This is a genomic window from Micromonospora sp. CNZ296, assembly GCF_007827635.1.
In genome coordinates this window covers 41156-56010 of sequence record NZ_VISW01000020.1, presented here as the reverse complement: position 1 = coordinate 56010, position 14855 = coordinate 41156, and the positions used below count along the sequence as shown (strand labels likewise).

14 protein-coding genes and 1 tRNA gene are annotated in these 14855 nt (G+C 73.3%); 6 read left to right on the top strand and 9 right to left on the bottom strand.

Annotated features, from left to right (window positions below; translation table 11 throughout):
* Positions 1–58 precede the first annotated feature (58 nt).
* Positions 59–886 (top strand): TrmH family RNA methyltransferase, encoded by an 828-nt coding sequence (locus FB455_RS27380; RefSeq protein ID WP_013283670.1) that lies wholly within the window; start codon positions 59–61, stop codon positions 884–886.
* Positions 887–939: 53 nt separating this feature from the next.
* Here the strand turns inward: FB455_RS27380 and FB455_RS27375 are convergent, their stop codons facing one another.
* Positions 940–1377: an Atu4866 domain-containing protein gene (locus tag FB455_RS27375; protein ID WP_486481598.1), complete on the bottom strand. Its 438-nt coding sequence runs from the start codon at positions 1375–1377 to the stop codon at positions 940–942.
* Positions 1378–1473: 96 nt separating this feature from the next.
* Here FB455_RS27375 and FB455_RS27370 point away from each other — a divergent pair, with 96 nt between their 5' ends.
* Together FB455_RS27370 and FB455_RS27365 are read left to right on the top strand one after the other, a co-directional pair.
* On the top strand, positions 1474–2334 hold the full coding sequence (locus tag FB455_RS27370) for a helix-turn-helix transcriptional regulator (protein ID WP_036311684.1): 861 nt from the start codon (positions 1474–1476) through the stop codon (positions 2332–2334).
* 82 nt (positions 2335–2416) lie between these two features.
* The gene (locus FB455_RS27365) at positions 2417–3070 is read left to right on the top strand and encodes a hypothetical protein (protein ID WP_030274431.1); all 654 of its coding nucleotides are present in this window, start codon (positions 2417–2419) and stop codon (positions 3068–3070) included.
* 137 nt (positions 3071–3207) lie between these two features.
* Here the strand turns inward: FB455_RS27365 and FB455_RS27360 are convergent.
* A tRNA-Thr gene (locus FB455_RS27360) sits at positions 3208–3281 on the bottom strand.
* Between the two features lie 12 nt (positions 3282–3293).
* On the opposite strand from FB455_RS27360, the gene FB455_RS27355 reads away from it, so the two are divergent.
* Entirely contained in the window at positions 3294–5144 is a 1851-nt protein-coding gene (locus FB455_RS27355; RefSeq protein WP_486481597.1) for a metallophosphoesterase family protein, read from the top strand.
* 117 nt (positions 5145–5261) lie between these two features.
* Here FB455_RS27355 and FB455_RS27350 read toward each other — a convergent pair whose 3' ends face one another.
* From FB455_RS27350 to tmk, 6 genes are all read right to left on the bottom strand, one after another.
* Complete coding sequence (locus FB455_RS27350; protein WP_013473593.1) at positions 5262–6104, bottom strand: PSP1 domain-containing protein; 843 nt, start codon at positions 6102–6104, stop codon at positions 5262–5264.
* Between the two features lie 260 nt (positions 6105–6364).
* Complete coding sequence (locus FB455_RS27345) at positions 6365–7033, bottom strand: hypothetical protein (protein WP_013473592.1); 669 nt, start codon at positions 7031–7033, stop codon at positions 6365–6367.
* On the bottom strand, positions 7033–7338 hold the full coding sequence (locus tag FB455_RS27340) for a hypothetical protein (protein ID WP_013283662.1): 306 nt from the start codon (positions 7336–7338) through the stop codon (positions 7033–7035). Before FB455_RS27340 ends, FB455_RS27345 begins: the two co-directional genes overlap by 1 nt.
* A gap of 1 nt (position 7339) precedes the next feature.
* Positions 7340–7669: a YbaB/EbfC family nucleoid-associated protein gene (locus FB455_RS27335; protein ID WP_013473591.1), complete on the bottom strand. Its 330-nt coding sequence runs from the start codon at positions 7667–7669 to the stop codon at positions 7340–7342.
* A 133-nt stretch (positions 7670–7802) separates the two neighbouring features.
* Complete coding sequence (locus tag FB455_RS27330) at positions 7803–9074, bottom strand: DNA polymerase III subunit delta' (RefSeq protein ID WP_145755292.1); 1272 nt, start codon at positions 9072–9074, stop codon at positions 7803–7805.
* A complete protein-coding gene (tmk, locus tag FB455_RS27325) occupies positions 9071–11296 on the bottom strand; it encodes a dTMP kinase (RefSeq protein WP_244879714.1) in 2226 nt (741 codons plus the stop codon). The genes FB455_RS27330 and tmk overlap by 4 nt, the downstream gene beginning before the upstream one ends.
* A 148-nt stretch (positions 11297–11444) precedes the next feature.
* Here tmk and FB455_RS27320 point away from each other — a divergent pair, with 148 nt between their 5' ends.
* Positions 11445–12653 carry an amino acid deaminase/aldolase gene (locus tag FB455_RS27320; RefSeq protein ID WP_145755291.1) on the top strand — a complete coding sequence of 403 codons (1209 nt, stop codon included), beginning with the start codon at positions 11445–11447 and terminating at the stop codon, positions 12651–12653.
* 79 nt (positions 12654–12732) lie between these two features.
* Here FB455_RS27320 and FB455_RS27315 read toward each other — a convergent pair whose 3' ends face one another.
* Entirely contained in the window at positions 12733–13308 is a 576-nt protein-coding gene (locus tag FB455_RS27315; protein ID WP_030274442.1) for a TetR/AcrR family transcriptional regulator, read from the bottom strand.
* Positions 13309–13527: 219 nt separating this feature from the next.
* On the opposite strand from FB455_RS27315, the gene FB455_RS27310 reads away from it, so the two are divergent.
* The gene (locus FB455_RS27310; protein WP_041798765.1) at positions 13528–14844 is read left to right on the top strand and encodes a D-arabinono-1,4-lactone oxidase; all 1317 of its coding nucleotides are present in this window, start codon (positions 13528–13530) and stop codon (positions 14842–14844) included.
* Positions 14845–14855 lie beyond the last annotated feature (11 nt).

The window sequence follows — 14855 nt, the reverse complement described above, 5'->3', positions numbered from 1 at the left end:
CCGCGTCACCACCTCACCGGCGCGTGACCTCGAACCCGGATGCGGTTGAATCGGCTGCGTGGCGAAGACCCTGACGATCACCACCCGCAACGCGAGCTTCCAGCAGTGGCAGGCGCTGCTGACCAACCGCACCAAGCGGCAGCGTTCCGGGGAGTTCCTGGTCCAGGGGGTGCGCCCGATCACGGTGGCCCTGGAACAGGGCTGGGAGATCCGTGCCCTCCTCCACCCGGACCGGCAGCCCCTGTCCCGCTGGTGCCGCGACCTGCTCGACCGCTCCGACGCCAGGCGGGTGGCCCTCGCGCCGGAGCTGATGCGGGAACTGAGCGGCAAGGAGGAGGAGTCACCCGAACTGCTCGCAGTCGTGGCGCAGCCCGCTGACGACCTGGCCCGCATCCCGGTCGGGCCGGCCATGCTCGTGGTGGTCTTCGACCGCCCCAAGACCCCGGGCAACATCGGCACGCTGATCCGCTCCGCTGACGCCTTCGGCGCCTCCGGCGTGATCATCACGGGCCACGCCGCCGACCCGTACGACCCGAAGGCGGTCCGGGCCACCACCGGGTCGCTGTTCGCCCTACCCGTGGTGCGCGTCCCCAGTCACCGCGACGTCCTGGACTGGGTCGCCGCGGTGCGCGCGGACGGACTTCCGCAGGTCCAGATCATCGGTACGGACGAGCACGGGGACGTGGACGTCGCCGAGCACGACCTGACCGGCCCCACTCTCCTGCTCATCGGCAACGAGACGCACGGGCTCAGCAAGGGCTGGCAGGAGGCCAGCGACCGGATGGTGCGCATCCCGATCGTGGGGGCGGCGAGTTCCCTGAACGCGGCGGCGGCCGGGACCGTGGCGCTGTACGAGGCGGCCCGGCAGCGCGCCGAGCGCCGGTAGCGGTTGCGCCGCCACCGGACGCCCGACGCTCCCCTGTCCGTCGGCGTTCTCCCCTACCCGGACGGGCGGGTGGACGCCCGCCCCGCGACCGCCTGCCGGTGGGCCGCACTGCCCTCCCGATAGAACAGGTAGCCGCCGTGGTGCAGGACGTCGCCGTCGAACCGGCCGTCGGCGGTGAACCCGCTGTCGTCCCAGTAGTCGATGTGCTCGCCGGTCACCTCGTACCGGCCGGTGTAGGCGCTCGCCCGGTCGCCGCGCGCCTCGTCGTACCGGCCGTCGGGCAACAACTCCTGCCGGATGTGGCCGTCGGCGGTGACCCACATCCCGACGTACCCATGAAGGGCCTCGGAGACCGAGGGCCGCGCCGGCGTCGCGGACGGGGCGGCCTGCGGTACGGGCGGTGTCTCCGTGCCGCAGGCGGTGAGCGCCGCCGTCAGGAGGACGGTGGCGGCCTTGCGGTGGCTGGTGCCGGACATCTGTGTGGATTCCATGAGTCCACGGTGCGGAGTACGGCCGGTCGCAACCAGGGTGCGTCACACCCCGGCTGAGCCTCCTGGCGGCCGACCGCCCGCGGTTATGTTGGGGTGGTGGACGGCAGCAATCCGCTCGGCGAGTTCCTGCGCGCCCGGCGTGAGACGACCAGCCCGGCGGAGGCCGGCATCGTCTCCTCGGGCCGGCGCCGGACGCCGGGTCTGCGGCGCGAGGAGGTCGCCCAGCTGTCCGGGGTCAGCGCCGACTACTACGCCCGCCTGGAGCAGGGGCGGGAACAGCACCCGTCGGAACAGATGCTGAACGCCCTGGCCCGCACCCTCGGACTCGACGCCGAGGAGGCGGCGCACCTGCACCTGCTGGCCAGGAGCGGCCGCAAGCCCGCCCGCAGGGGTACGCGGGAGACCGTCCGGCCGAGCCTGCTGCGCCTGATGGACGGCTGGCTGCACACACCCGCGCTGATCGTCGACCGCAGGATGGACGTGCTGGCCGCCAACCGGCTCGGACGCGCCCTGTTCGCCAAGCTGTTCGAGGCCGATGAGCCCAACCTCGTCCGGTTCGTCTTCCTCGACTCGGCGGCCCGTTCCTTCTATCCCCACTGGGACCGGGTCGCGCAGTCCAGCCTGGGCGCGCTGCGGGCCGCCGCAGCCGACATGCTCGACGACGCGCGGCTCACCGAACTGGTCGGGGAACTCTCGCTGAAGAGTCCGGAGTTCCGCCGGCTGTGGGCCCGCCACGACGTACGGGGAAAGACGCACGAGGCGAAGCTGTTCCACCATCACGACGTCGGCGAGCTGACCCTCACGTACGACTCCTTGACCGTCGCCGGGGCGACGGGCCAGCAGCTGGTCGTCTACCAGGCCGAGCCCGGCAGCCGGTCGGCGCAGGCGCTGGCGCTGCTGGGCACGGTGGCCGCCGACCTGCCCGCTCCGGGCAGAAGAACTCGGGCGGCCTCGTAACGGCGTCTACAGCCGACACGCTAGCGATGATCCCGACTGTTCTCCTGATGGGATTTTCCAGCGACGCTAGGACGATCATCCGATGCGACAGGAGCATCCGCAGCGCGTACCCGACCGCACCGACCGGCCCGGTGTCGAGGGCAGGTGGGCGGTCGCCCGCTGGCGGCGCGCCCTTGCGGTTCTCGCGCCGCTGGTCGCAGCGGTGCTCGGCGCCGCGATGGCCACGCAGTGGGAGGTCGGCGGCGGCCGAGCCGTCAGCTCTCTCCCCGCTCCGGCGCGATGGATGGCCGAGAACCTGCCGTTGTTCGACGGTGGGGAGCCGGCCTGGATCTGGCGTGGTCCCTTCTTCGTGTCGATGCTGCTGACGCTGCCGCTCGTCTGGACGGTGACGGGCCACGCCACCGCGACGCCTCGGCGCCTCACGAGATACGGGCTCCTCGCCGCGGCCATCGCGATCGGCCTGGAATACAACAGCCCCGGATACGGGTGGATGTTCGACCTCGTGGCCCTGCTGACGGCGCTGGCGGGCACCGTCTGGTGCGGGCTGCAGGGGCTGCGTCGCGGTGTGCTGCCACGCCGCGTCGCGTGGGCGCTCATCGCGGCACTGCCGTTGACGCCACCGGCCGGCTTCCTCACGTTCTGGTACCTGCCGCCTGGCCTGACCATGGGCGTACTGCTGGCCTGGGCGGCTGCCGCCGGCTGGCCCCGCCGGCCTGGTGTCCGGACGACGGCGTGAAAGGGGCTTGCCGATTGATCCGGCCGGTCGAAGCAGCCGCGGCGCGGACGATTTACGGACCGGCACCCGTCGGCGGAGGGGCGATCGCCCTCGGGGAAACGGCGAAGCCCAGGTCGATGACCTGGGCTTCGGTACCGAGCCGCCTGACGGAATCGAACCGTCGACCTACGCATTACGAGTGCGTCGCTCTAGCCGACTGAGCTAAGGCGGCAACGACCGCCAAGTGTACGGCACGCCCGACCGGAAGCCGAACCGGATCCCCCGACTCCGAAGCCGGACACTCGACCAGATCCGCCCCGGTACGGGAGAGACTTCGCGCCCGGTCCGGACTACCCTGCGGCGGGTGACCGACGAACCGCCGCGACCACCGGCTCCCGAGGCGCGTCCCGGCGAGCGTGCCACCCGCCGCCCCCGCAGCATCGACCCCCGGGAGCTGGGTTTCACCCCCCGCCGGCCGGTGCCCTGGCTCGCGCCACTGCTCCTGATCAGCACCGGCCTGCGTACGTTGCTGGCCATGCTGTTCGGGGCGTACCTGGACAAGCGCGAGTTGCAGAACGCGTTCAGCGACGGCACGTTCCGGCAGGTCGGGCCGGACGGTGGGCTCTGGCTCGACTACGTGGCCGACCTGGGTGACGGCTTCGACGCCACGTACTCGGTGGCGTACCTGCTCGCCCAGCCGGAGCTGACAGTGGACGGGCACACCCTTCCCCGCGCGCAGACGCTGGTGATGGGCGGCGACCAGGTCTATCCGGCGGCGGGCTACGAGGCGTACGAGGACCGGTGCAAGGGTCCGTACCAGGCGGCGCTGCCTGTTGCCCCGCCGGAGCAGCCGAAGCTGTTCGCGGTGCCCGGCAACCACGACTGGTACGACGGCCTGACCGCGTTCCTGCGCCTGTTCGTGCGTACCCGGGACCGGCACTTCGGCGGCTGGGGCACCGGCCAGTCCCGCTCGTACTTCGCCGTCGAGCTGCCGGCCGGCTGGTGGCTGCTCGGCCTCGACGACCAGTCCGGGTCGTACCTGGACGACCCGCAGCTCACCTACTTCGACGAGGTGGCCCGCAAGCTCACCCCGGAATCCAAGGTGATCCTGGCGGTGCCGGCGCCGACGTGGGTCAAGGCCGTCGACCACCCCAACGCGTACGACTCGATCGACTACTTCATCCGTACCCTCGTCGCGCCGACCGGGGCGCAGGTACGGGTGCTGGTCTCCGGCGACCTGCACCACTACGCCCGCTATGCCGGGACGGACCGGCAGCTCATCACGTGCGGCGGCGGCGGCGCCTACCTCTACCCCACGCACCGGCTGCCGGAGAAGCTGGAGGTGCCGCCGCGTGACACGCTGACCCGGCGGGCCAGCAACACCCGGGAGTACGACCTGGCTGCGCGCTATCCGGACAAGGCGCGCTCCCGCCGGTACGGCTGGGGGATCTTCGCCCGGCTGCCGTTCCGCAACCCGGGCTTCACGACGCTGCTCGGCACGCTGCACACGCTGCTGATGCTGGCCATGGCCGGGGTGGCGGTGCAGCAGGTGGGCACCACCGAGCAGCGGCTGTTCAGCGTGCCGCTGGCGATCATGCTGGTGGTGGCGATGATGGGCGCGGTGTTCTTCGCCAAGCCGCCCACGGCGGGCGGGAAACGGCACGCCCGGCACTGGATCCTCGGGGTGGCGCACGGGCTGGCCCAGGTGGCGCTCGCCGCCGGGGGCACGTGGGTCTGGTTGCAGCTGCCGTTCTACGACTGGCCGTGGCCGCTGCCGGCGGTCGCCGCGGTGGTGCTCTACGGGCCGCTGAGCGGGCTGGTCGCCAGCCAGCTCGTGGCGCTCTACCTGCTGGTGGCGGGCGCGTTCGGGGTAAACCTGAACGAGTTGTTCGCGGCGCAGGGCATCGAGGACTCGAAGGCGTTCCTGCGGTTCCGGATCGACCCGGACGGCACGCTGACGATCTACCCGATCGCCGTCGACAAGGTGTCGCACGACTGGCAGTTGAACCCCGACCAGTCCCCCACCGCCCCCTGGCTGACCCCGAAGACCCCGCTGACCCCCCGCCTGGCCGAACCCCCCATCGTCATCCGCTGACCCCACCCGGCACACACCGGGCCCCACCCCGTCGATCATGAAGTTGACGGCGAATTCGATCACCATTTCGACCGCTAACTTCATGATCAACGGGGAAACGGTGGGGAGGGGGGACGGTCAGGGCTGGGGGTAGTGCTGGTCGTGGGCCTGCCTCGGGCCGCACACCGACGCGCGGGAGCACATCGAGCGGGAGCCGTCGGCGTCCAGCCGGACCGTGACCGCGTCCCGCGGGACACTGTGGCCGACCACCTTGCCCTCGCCCTGCGGAGTGGACACCCGGCTGCCGACCGCCGGGGCCGACTCCTGGAACTTCTGGTACAGCGGGTGCTCGTACTTCAGGCAGCACATCAGCCGCCCGCACGCCCCGGAGATGCGCAGCGGGTTGAGCGGCAGGTCCTGGTCCTTCGCCATCCGGATGGTCACCGGCTCGAAGTCGGTGAGGAACGTGGCGCAGCACAGGTCGCGCCCGCATGAGCCGATGCCGCCCTGCACCCGGGCGGAGTCCCGGGCGGACAGCTGCCGGAGCTCGACCCGGCAGTGCAGCGTGGCGCCCAGGTCGCGGACAAGCGAGCGGAAGTCGACGCGGTGCGGCGCGGTGAAGTAGATGGTGGTGCGGTCACTGCCGTTCTCCGGCGTGGCCAGGACGTGGTCCACGGCGACCACCTTCATCGGCAGGCCGTGTTCGCGGATCAGCCGCTTGGCGGCGACCTTCGCCTCGGCCTTGCGCCGGCGCAGCATCTCGTCGCGGCGCAGGTCGTCGTCGCCGGCGATCCCTGCGAGTTTCGGGAAGCTGTCGGTGTCCTCGCTGACCCACTGCGCGGCCCACACGCACTCGGCCACCTCGGGCCCCTCGTCGGTGGGCACCAGCACCCGGTCGCCCACCTGCGGGCGCAGCTCGCCCGGGTCGAGGTAGTAGAGGCGCCCGTACCGGTTGAAGCTGACCGCGCAGAGCATGCCCATACGCCACACCCTACGCGGACCGACGCCCGCCGCACGGCGCACCTGTCGCCGCCCGGTCACCCACCGCAGCGATCATCGACCTCGACCCGGCCGAACCGGCCCCATCGCCTCGCCCGGACGGCTGAATCTCCGGCGGGCCCCTGACAAACACCGCCCGGGCGCGTTGAGTGAAGGCATACCTGCGGGGGGTGCAGGGGAAGGCCACGGCGCCGCCGCCGTCACCCGGCCACGGCCGGTCCGGTGCGCGGCGCCGTGGACCGTCAGTAGCCGATCCGGGTGGTGCCGCCGTAGCGCGGAGCGGTGGTGGCGCGGTCCCGCCACGGCGTCTCGGCCAGGCTCGGCCCCCACTGGCGCAGCAGCGTCTCCGCGCCGTCGTAGGCCACCCCGAGCACACCCAGGACCCTCGTGGCGATCTCGGCCGCCGCCGACGCCCCGGCCCGTCCGGCCTCGGCGCCGGGCCGCGTCGCCGCGTGCACCGCGACCGCCTCGGCCGAGCCCAGCACCTCGGCCAGCGCCCGGGCCAGCGCCGCCCGGCTGCCCTCCACCCAGCCGGCCAGCGCGTCGGCGTAGCCCGCTGTCGACTCCAGCCGCCCCACCAGGCTGTCCGGCCCCTCGTCCAGGTGCCGCATCAGGGCGGCACGTGCCTCGTCGTACGCCGACGCGGCAGCGCCGGACCAGGCGACCTGGTCGGCCAGCAGGGCGCAGGTGTCGTCGTACCCCCGGACGAGCCGGCGCACCGCGTGGCCGGCGCCGGTCAGCGGCGCGGGATGCAGGTCGAGGAACTCGCGCACGGCCGCGCCGGGAAGCACCTGCATGCGGCGCAGCAGCGGCCAGAGCCGGTGCCCCTCGGGCGCGCCGGCGGCCAGCAGCGTGTCGACCCGGCCGAGCAGGTCGAGCCCCGGCTCGGCGAGGCGGTCGAGCGCGTCCATCAGGCCTCCCGGGCCAGCCGCCGGGCGACCGCGTCGTCGGCGGCGGCGTAACGGTCGGCGGCACTGCGCAGCGCCGCCGCGGCGGCGGCCAGCCGGACGGCGGCGGCCTGCGCCTCGCGTGCCCGGTCGGCGGTGGCCACTGTCCACTGGCGGTGCAGCGCGCGGCCCACCTCGCCGGGGCGGCCGGCGGCGTGCGCGCCGAACGCGGGATGCGGCGGGTCGGTGGCGGTCACCGTGCGGGACAGGGTGGCGAGGGTCGCGCCGGCCTCGTCGAGACGGGCGGCCAGGGCACGCAGCGTCTCCATGTCAGGCCCCCGCCAGCGGCCGGTACGCCGCGAACGTCTCGTTGTGCAGCTTCTCCCGCGCCCACTGGGCCGCGTCGGCGGCGGCCGTCACAGCGGCCTGCACCGAACCGGCCACGTCGCGCGGGCTGCGGTGGTGCAGCGGGCCGAGGAAACGCACGTCGGTGATGCGCCCGCCGGCGGTCACCACCACCTCGACGAGCCCGTCGGGTGAGCGGACGGTGACCTCGACCGTCGCGACCGCCTGGTCGAACTCGGCCTGCAGGTTCTCGATCCGGCGGTAGCGCCGCACCGCCTCCTCGATCCAGGCCTCGTCGATCTCGCCCCGCGGCATCGGCGGACTCCTCCCGGCCGGTCGGCCCGACCCTCACTGAGCGTGCCGCCTCGGTCACCGCGGCATCACCGGACCGTACCGCACGCCAATCGCGCGTGTCGATGCCCTGTGGACAGTGCGGAAAGTGCCCGGCTCAGCCGCGCCAGAGGGCCAGCATCATCGCCTCCACCGCGATCCGCGGCTTGACGTTGGCCTCGATCGCCGCGCGGCACTCCAGCACCGCCTCCAGGCGGCGCAGCGAGCCCTCGGCGTGCCACTTCTGCGCACCCGCACCGGCGAGCGACGCCGTGTCGGTGTGCACCGGGGCGACCGGCGCCCGCCACGCCATGGTGAGCGCGTCCCGGTAGAACCCGGCCAGGTCGACCAGGGCCCGGTCGAGCGCGTCCCGCTGGGCACGGGTGGCCCGCGACTTCTGCCGCTTCTCCAGATCCTTGAGCTGGCCGGCCGCCCCGCGCATGGCACCAGCCGCGCCCCGGCCGGTGCCGCCCGCGCCGAGCGCGGTCTGCAACGCCGTACGCTCCGCCTCGTCGATCTCCGCGACGGACGCGGCGGCCTCCGCCTCGGCGGCCTCGATCAGCGCCGAGGCCGCGTCGAACGCCGCGCCCACACCGGTCAGCCGACGCGGTACGGCGAGCACCGCGTCACGCCGCTGCCGGGCCTCCGGGTCGCGGGCCAGCCGCCGGGCCCGGCCCACGTGCCCCTGCGCCGCCGCGGCGGCCCACTCGGCCACGTCCGGCGCGACGCCGTCGCGGCGGACCAGCACCTCGGCCACCGCTGCCGGCGGCGGCTGCCGCAGGGGTACGACGCGGCAGCGCGACCGGATGGTCACGGAGATGTCGTCCGGGTGGGTGGACGGGGCGCAGAGCAGGAAGACGGTACGCGGCGGCGGCTCCTCGATCGCCTTGAGCAGCGCGTTGCCGGCGGCCTCGGTGAGCCGGTCGGCGTCCTCGATGATCACGATCTGCCACCGGCCGCCGGACGGCGCACTGGCCGCCCGCAGCACCAGCGCGCGCATCTCGCCGACGCCGATGGACAGGCCCTCGGGCACCACGAGGCGGACGTCCGCGTGGGTGCCGGCGAGCGTGGTGTGGCAGCCGGGGCAGGTGCCGCACCCGGTGCCGTGCACGCACTCCAGCGCGGCGGCGAACGCGCGGGCGGCCACCGAGCGGCCCGATCCGGGCGGCCCGGTGAAGATCCAGGCGTGGGTCATGCCGCCGCCCGGGTCGGCCGGCGCAGCCGGGCCCGGGTCGCCGTCGTGCTCCTCGGCGAGCGCGTCGAGGTCGTCGTGCCCGCCCGCGGGGGACGTCACCGGCGCGCGCAGCAGGGCGGCGGCCGAGGCGGCGGCCCGCCGCAGCATGGCCACCGCCTCGTCCTGCCCGACCAGATCGCCGAAGACGTCGGTCATCGTCGGGGTTGCTCCATCGTCACCAGCTCCGCGTCGGATAACTCGGGCTGGACCGAGGTGTCCGGGCCCTGCGCCGGACGGGGGTGCACGATGCCGGCCGGGTCGGCCAGCAGCTCGCCCACCCGGCGGGCGACCGCGTCGGCGGTCTCGTCGATCGGGCGGGACGCGTCGAGCACCAGGTAGCGCTTCGGGTCACCGGCGGCGAGGTCGAGGAAGGCGTACCGGACCCGCTCGTGGAACGTCAGCGACTCGGCCTCCAGCCGGTCGGTGCCCTCGGCGCGGTCCTCGACCCGGCTCAGGCCGGTACGCGGCTCGACGTCGAGCAGCACCACCAGGTCGGGCTTGAGGCCGCCGGTGGCCCAGGAGGAGAGCCAGGACACCTCGTCCACCGGCAGCGTCCGGCCGGCGCCCTGGTAGGCGAGCGACGAGTCGACGTACCGGTCGCTGATCACCACAGCGCCGCGCACGAGCGCCGGGCGGACGACGGTGGCCACGTGGTGCGCCCGGTCGGCGGCGTAGAGCAGCGCCTCGGCGCGCGGCGACGGCGCCTCGCCGGGCGTGGTGCCGAGCACCAGGGAGCGGATCCGTTCGCCGACCGGTGTGGCGCCCGGCTCGCGGGTGACCACCACGTCGCGGCCCTGCGCGCGCAGCCGCTCGGCCAGCTCGGCGAGCTGGGTGGACTTGCCGGCCCCCTCGCCGCCCTCGAAGACCACGAACAGGCCGCTGGAGACGAACGGCTCGGCCGGCATCAGCGGGCGGCCCCGGATCGAGCCCCACAGGTCGGCGAGGACCGGTACACCCTTCTTGTCGTCCATCTGGCCGAACGCGCTGATGCCCGCGATGATGCCGGCCGCGCCGGCGGCGAGCAGCAGCAGGCGGGTGGAGGAGATGGAGATGCCCAGGTCGGCGATGGTGAGCTGGCGGGAGCCGCCGACGCCGACCAGGAGGCTGCTGAGCGCGATGGCCAGGATCAGCACCAGCCGGGTGCCGATCTGCACCACCGCGAAGACCCGGCCGCGCACCTCGTCGGCCACCTCGCCGCCGAGCAGCGTGGTGCCGGCCAGGAACGCCATGCCCGCGCCCGCGCCGACCAGGATCGCGCCGAGGATGGCCATGGACAGGTGGATGGCGAACGCGAGCACCAGCACGGAGGCGCTGGCGAGCACGATGCTCATGCCGAACCAGCGGCGGCGGGACATGTCCCGCACGATCATCGGCCCGAGGCCGATACCGAGCGCCAGGCCGACGAAGATCGCGCCGAACAGCAGCGAGAACGCGGCGTCACCGGCGCCGAGCGAGTTGGCGAAGAACTTGGCCGTGCCGACCACGATGCCGCCGCCGGCGAACGCGCCGAAGATGCCCAGCACGAGGCCGCGGACGAGCGGGGTCTGGCCGATGTATTTCCAGCCCTCGGAGAACTGCCGGAACATGCTCTGCTCGGAGCGCTCCGCCTCGCCGCGCTGGGCGTGACTGATCTCCTTGATCCCGAACGCCACCACGAGCGCGGTGGCCAGCCGGGAGAAGGCGTTGAACCAGAGCGCGAGCTGGGCCGGTTCGGCCCAGCCGGGCAGGTCGCCGCCGACCGCGCCGCGGACGCCGCGGTCCAGCACGGCGAGCGCGACGGCCGCGGCCACCGGCGTGAGGCCGTACGTGGTGATCAGCGTGAGCTGGTTCGCCGCCTCCAGCCGGGTACGCGGGATGAGGTTGGGGACCGCCGCCTCCTTGGCCGGGATCCACATCAACGTGATCGACTCGATCAGGAAGGTGGCGATCAGCGCCCAGCCGACCACCAGCCCGCCCGCGGCGCCGGTGAGCGCGTACAGCGGGATCGAGGCGAACAGCACGAAGCGCAGCAGGTCGCAGATGACCATGGTCCACCGGCGGTCGAACCGGTCGGCGAACACACCGGCCACCGGGCCGAGCACCAGCGCCGGGAGCAGCCGGATCGCGGTCACACCACCGAACGCGGCACCCTGGGCGGTGCTGCCGGAGACCTGGGACGCGGCGAACAGCGCGGTGGCGAGCAGGCCGAGCCAGTCGCCGAACGAGGCGGCGCTGAGCACGATCCACAGCCTGCGGAACGGCCGGATGCGCAGCACCGAGCGGATGGCGGCGACGCCGGAGTGGTCGGCGGCTGTCCCGGGCGACGACACGCCGGGCGACTCGCCGTTGTTCTGGCTTTCGATGGCCGTACCTCCACGTGCCGGCCCAGGTCTGGGCATCCCCGGTGGAACACTCTAGTCGCGCAGGAAGGGTCGTCCCCCGCGACATTCACCTGCTCGCCGAGCCTAGGCCGCCGGGACCACCGCCCGCAGCCCGGACAGACGCGAGGGTATTTCGCATTGCCGTCCAGACAGTTAGCGTGCAGACGTGGCCATCGACCGTGACAAAACTCGCGATCGTCTCGACCGGGCGACCGCTCACCTCGACCCGCCGTACGCGGTGGTCGACCTCACCGCGTTCGACGCCAACGCCGAGGCGCTCGCCGGCCGGTCCGGCGGCAAGCCCCTGCGCGTGGCGAGCAAGTCGGTACGCGTCCGCGAGCTGCTGACCCGGGCGCTCAAGCGGCCCGGATGGCACGGCGTGATGGCCTTCACGCTGCCCGAGGCGCTGTGGCTGGTCCGCTCCGGGGTCAGCGACGACGTGCTCGTGGCGTACCCGACGGCCCACCGGGGCGGCCTCGCCGAACTGGCCGCCGACCCGGCGCTCGCCGACGCGGTGACCTTGATGATCGACGACACCGCACAGCTCGACCTGATCGACCGGGTGTTCCCGCCCGCACGCCGCCCCGCGCTGCGGATCTGCCTCGACCTGGACGCCTCCTGGCGCCCGCTGGGCGGCCGGGTGCACGTCGGCGTGCGCCGCTCCCCGGTGCACAGCGCCACGGCGGCCGGCGCGCTCGCCGCCGCCGTCGCCGGGCGGCCGGGCTTCCGTCTGGTCGGCCTGATGTCGTACGAGGCACAGATCGCCGGCCTCGGCGACGCGCCGCCCGGACAGGCGATGCTCGGCTCGGCGATCCGGGTCGCGCAGCGCGGCTCGTACCGGGAACTGCTGGCACGCCGCTCGGCCGCGGTCGGTGCGGTACGCGAGCACGCCGACCTGGAGTTCGTCAACGGCGGCGGCACCGGCAGCGTGGCCGCCACCAGCGCGGACCCCGCCGTCACCGAGGTCACCGCGGGCTCCGGCCTGTACGGGCCGACGCTGTTCGACGCGTACCGTGCCTGGCAGCCGACCCCGGCGGCGTTCTTCGCCTGCGCGGTGGTCCGCCGCCCGGCGCCCGGGCTGGCGACGGTGCTCGGCGGCGGCTGGATCGCCTCCGGCCCGGCGGCGGACAGTCGGCTGCCGCGGCCGTGGCTGCCGGACGGGTTGAAGCTGCTCGGCGCGGAGGGCGCCGGCGAGGTGCAGACCCCGCTGGCCGGAAAGGCCGCCGACGGCCTGCGCGTCGGCGACCGGGTGTGGTTCCGCCACGCCAAGGCGGGCGAGCTGTGCGAGCACGTCAACGAGGTGCACCTGGTCGAGGGCGACGCGGTGGTCGCCACCGTGCCGACCTACCGGGGCGAGGGGCACGCCTTCCTCTGAGCCGCCCCGCGGCTCTGCCCCACCGCGTGACGACGGCGGGCCCCGGCGCACTCTCAGAACCCGCCGTTCAACGTGCCGCTCAACCCTGGTGGACGGCCTCCGTGGGGGCGTTCACCTGCCGGTGCAGGTACTCCCGGATGAGCGCCTTCGCCTCGACCAGCACCCGCTCGTCGCCGTCGGTGCGGCGACGGAAGGCCAGCTTGATCAGGGCATCAGCGGCCTCCACCGCGACCTCCAGGTGGAACCGCAGGTCGGGCACCCCGGCCAGGCCGAAACGCTCGGTGAGTACGCGGGCGAGCTGCTCCGCGATGACTCCGTTGTTGTCCCGCTGGTCGTCCAGCAGGTGCAGGTCGACCACGTCGCCGAAGTGCAGGGTACGGAAGCCGGGAACGGTGCGGTGCATCGAGATGTACTCGTCGATCGCCGCGTCGACGCCGTCCCACCAGTGGGTCAGGTCGTCCGAGGAGAACCGCTCGTCGAGCCGCTGGAGGTAGGACTCCATGGTGCGCAGGGTCAGCGCCTGCACGATCGCCCGTTTGTCCGGAAAGAACTGGTAGACCGACCCGATCGCCACCTCGGCACGCTCGGCGAGCAGGGTCGTGGTCAGCCCTTCGTACCCCACCTCGTCGACGAGCTCGGCGCAGGCGTCCAGCATCCGCTGGACCCGCGCGACACTTCGACCCTGCACCGGTACCCGACGCAGCGGCCCGGTCGTGGCGGCTGGTGTGGACACTCGGCGCCACCCCCCTTCGACGGATGAACATATCTGCACGTCACGAGTCTGTGACTACCGGTACAACGAGCCGGGCTCGATTGCGGTATTTACCAGGCACAACGTTCCTGATATGAATTCAGTTCATATTCATGTCGAGGAGTGGCCGCGATGACCGGTACCACCGCCACCTGGTCCAACTGGGCCGGCAACCAGCACAGCACCGCGCTCCTCACCGTGCGCCCGCATAGCGTCTCCGACGTGGCCGAGGCGGTGCGCCAGGCCGCCGCGGCGGGCCGGACCGTCCGGGCCACCGGCAGCGGCCACTCCTTCACCGCCACCGCCGTCGCCGACGGGCACCGGATCGACCTCGCCGCGCTGGAGACGGACGTCACAGTCGATGTGGCGCGCCGCCTGGTCACCGTACCGGCCGGGATGACGTTGCACACGCTCAACGAACTGCTCGCCGGGCACGGCCTCGCCATGCCGAACCTGGGCGACATCGACGCCCAGACCATCGCCGGTGCGCTGTCGACAGGCACCCACGGCACCGGGGCGAAACTGGGCTGCCTGTCCACCTTCGTGGTCGGGCTGACGCTCGTCACCGGCACCGGCGAGGTGCTGCGCTGCTCGGCCGAGGAGAACCGCGACGTATTCGACGCCGCCCGGGTCGGGCTCGGCGCGGTCGGCGTGCTGGTCGAGGTCACGCTGCGCTGCGTGGACGCCTTCGTGCTGCGCGCGCACGAACGCCCGGCCCCGCTCGCCGAGGTACTCGACGACCTGCCCGGCCTGTACGACGCGCACGACCACGCCGAGTTCTACTGGTTCCCGTACACCGACCGGGTGCAGGTCAAGACAAACGACCGGGTACCCGCCGACGACCGGCCGCTGCCACGCTGGCGCGGCTGGCTGGACGACGAGTTCCTCTCCAACACCGTCTTCGCCGGCGCCTGCCGCCTCGGCCGCGCCGTACCCGCCCTCGCACCCCGGATCAGCGCCGTCTCCGCCCGCGCGCTCACCGAACGCACCTACACCGGCCGCTCCGACCGGGTGTTCTGCACACCGCGCCGGGTCCGCTTCGTGGAGATGGAGTACGGCCTGCCACGCGAGGCGCTGCCCACCGCGCTGGCCGAGCTGCGCCGGATCGTGGACCGGCTGCCGTTCAAGGTGCTGTTCCCGGTCGAGGTGCGGTTCACCGCCGCCGACGACATCTGGCTGTCCCACTCGTACGGGCGGGACTCGGCGTACATCGCCGTGCACCAGTACGTGGGCATGCCGTACGAGCCGTACTTCCGCGCGTTCGAGCAGGTGGCGACCGAGTTGGGCGGTCGGCCGCACTGGGGCAAGCTGCACTGGCGCACCGCCGAGTCCCTCGCGAGCGCCTACCCGAGATTCGCGGACTTCCAGTCCGTCCGCGCCCGCCTCGACCCCCACAACCTTTTCCAGAACCCCTACTTGACCCAGGTCCTGGGCGCTTGAGGATCTTGGAA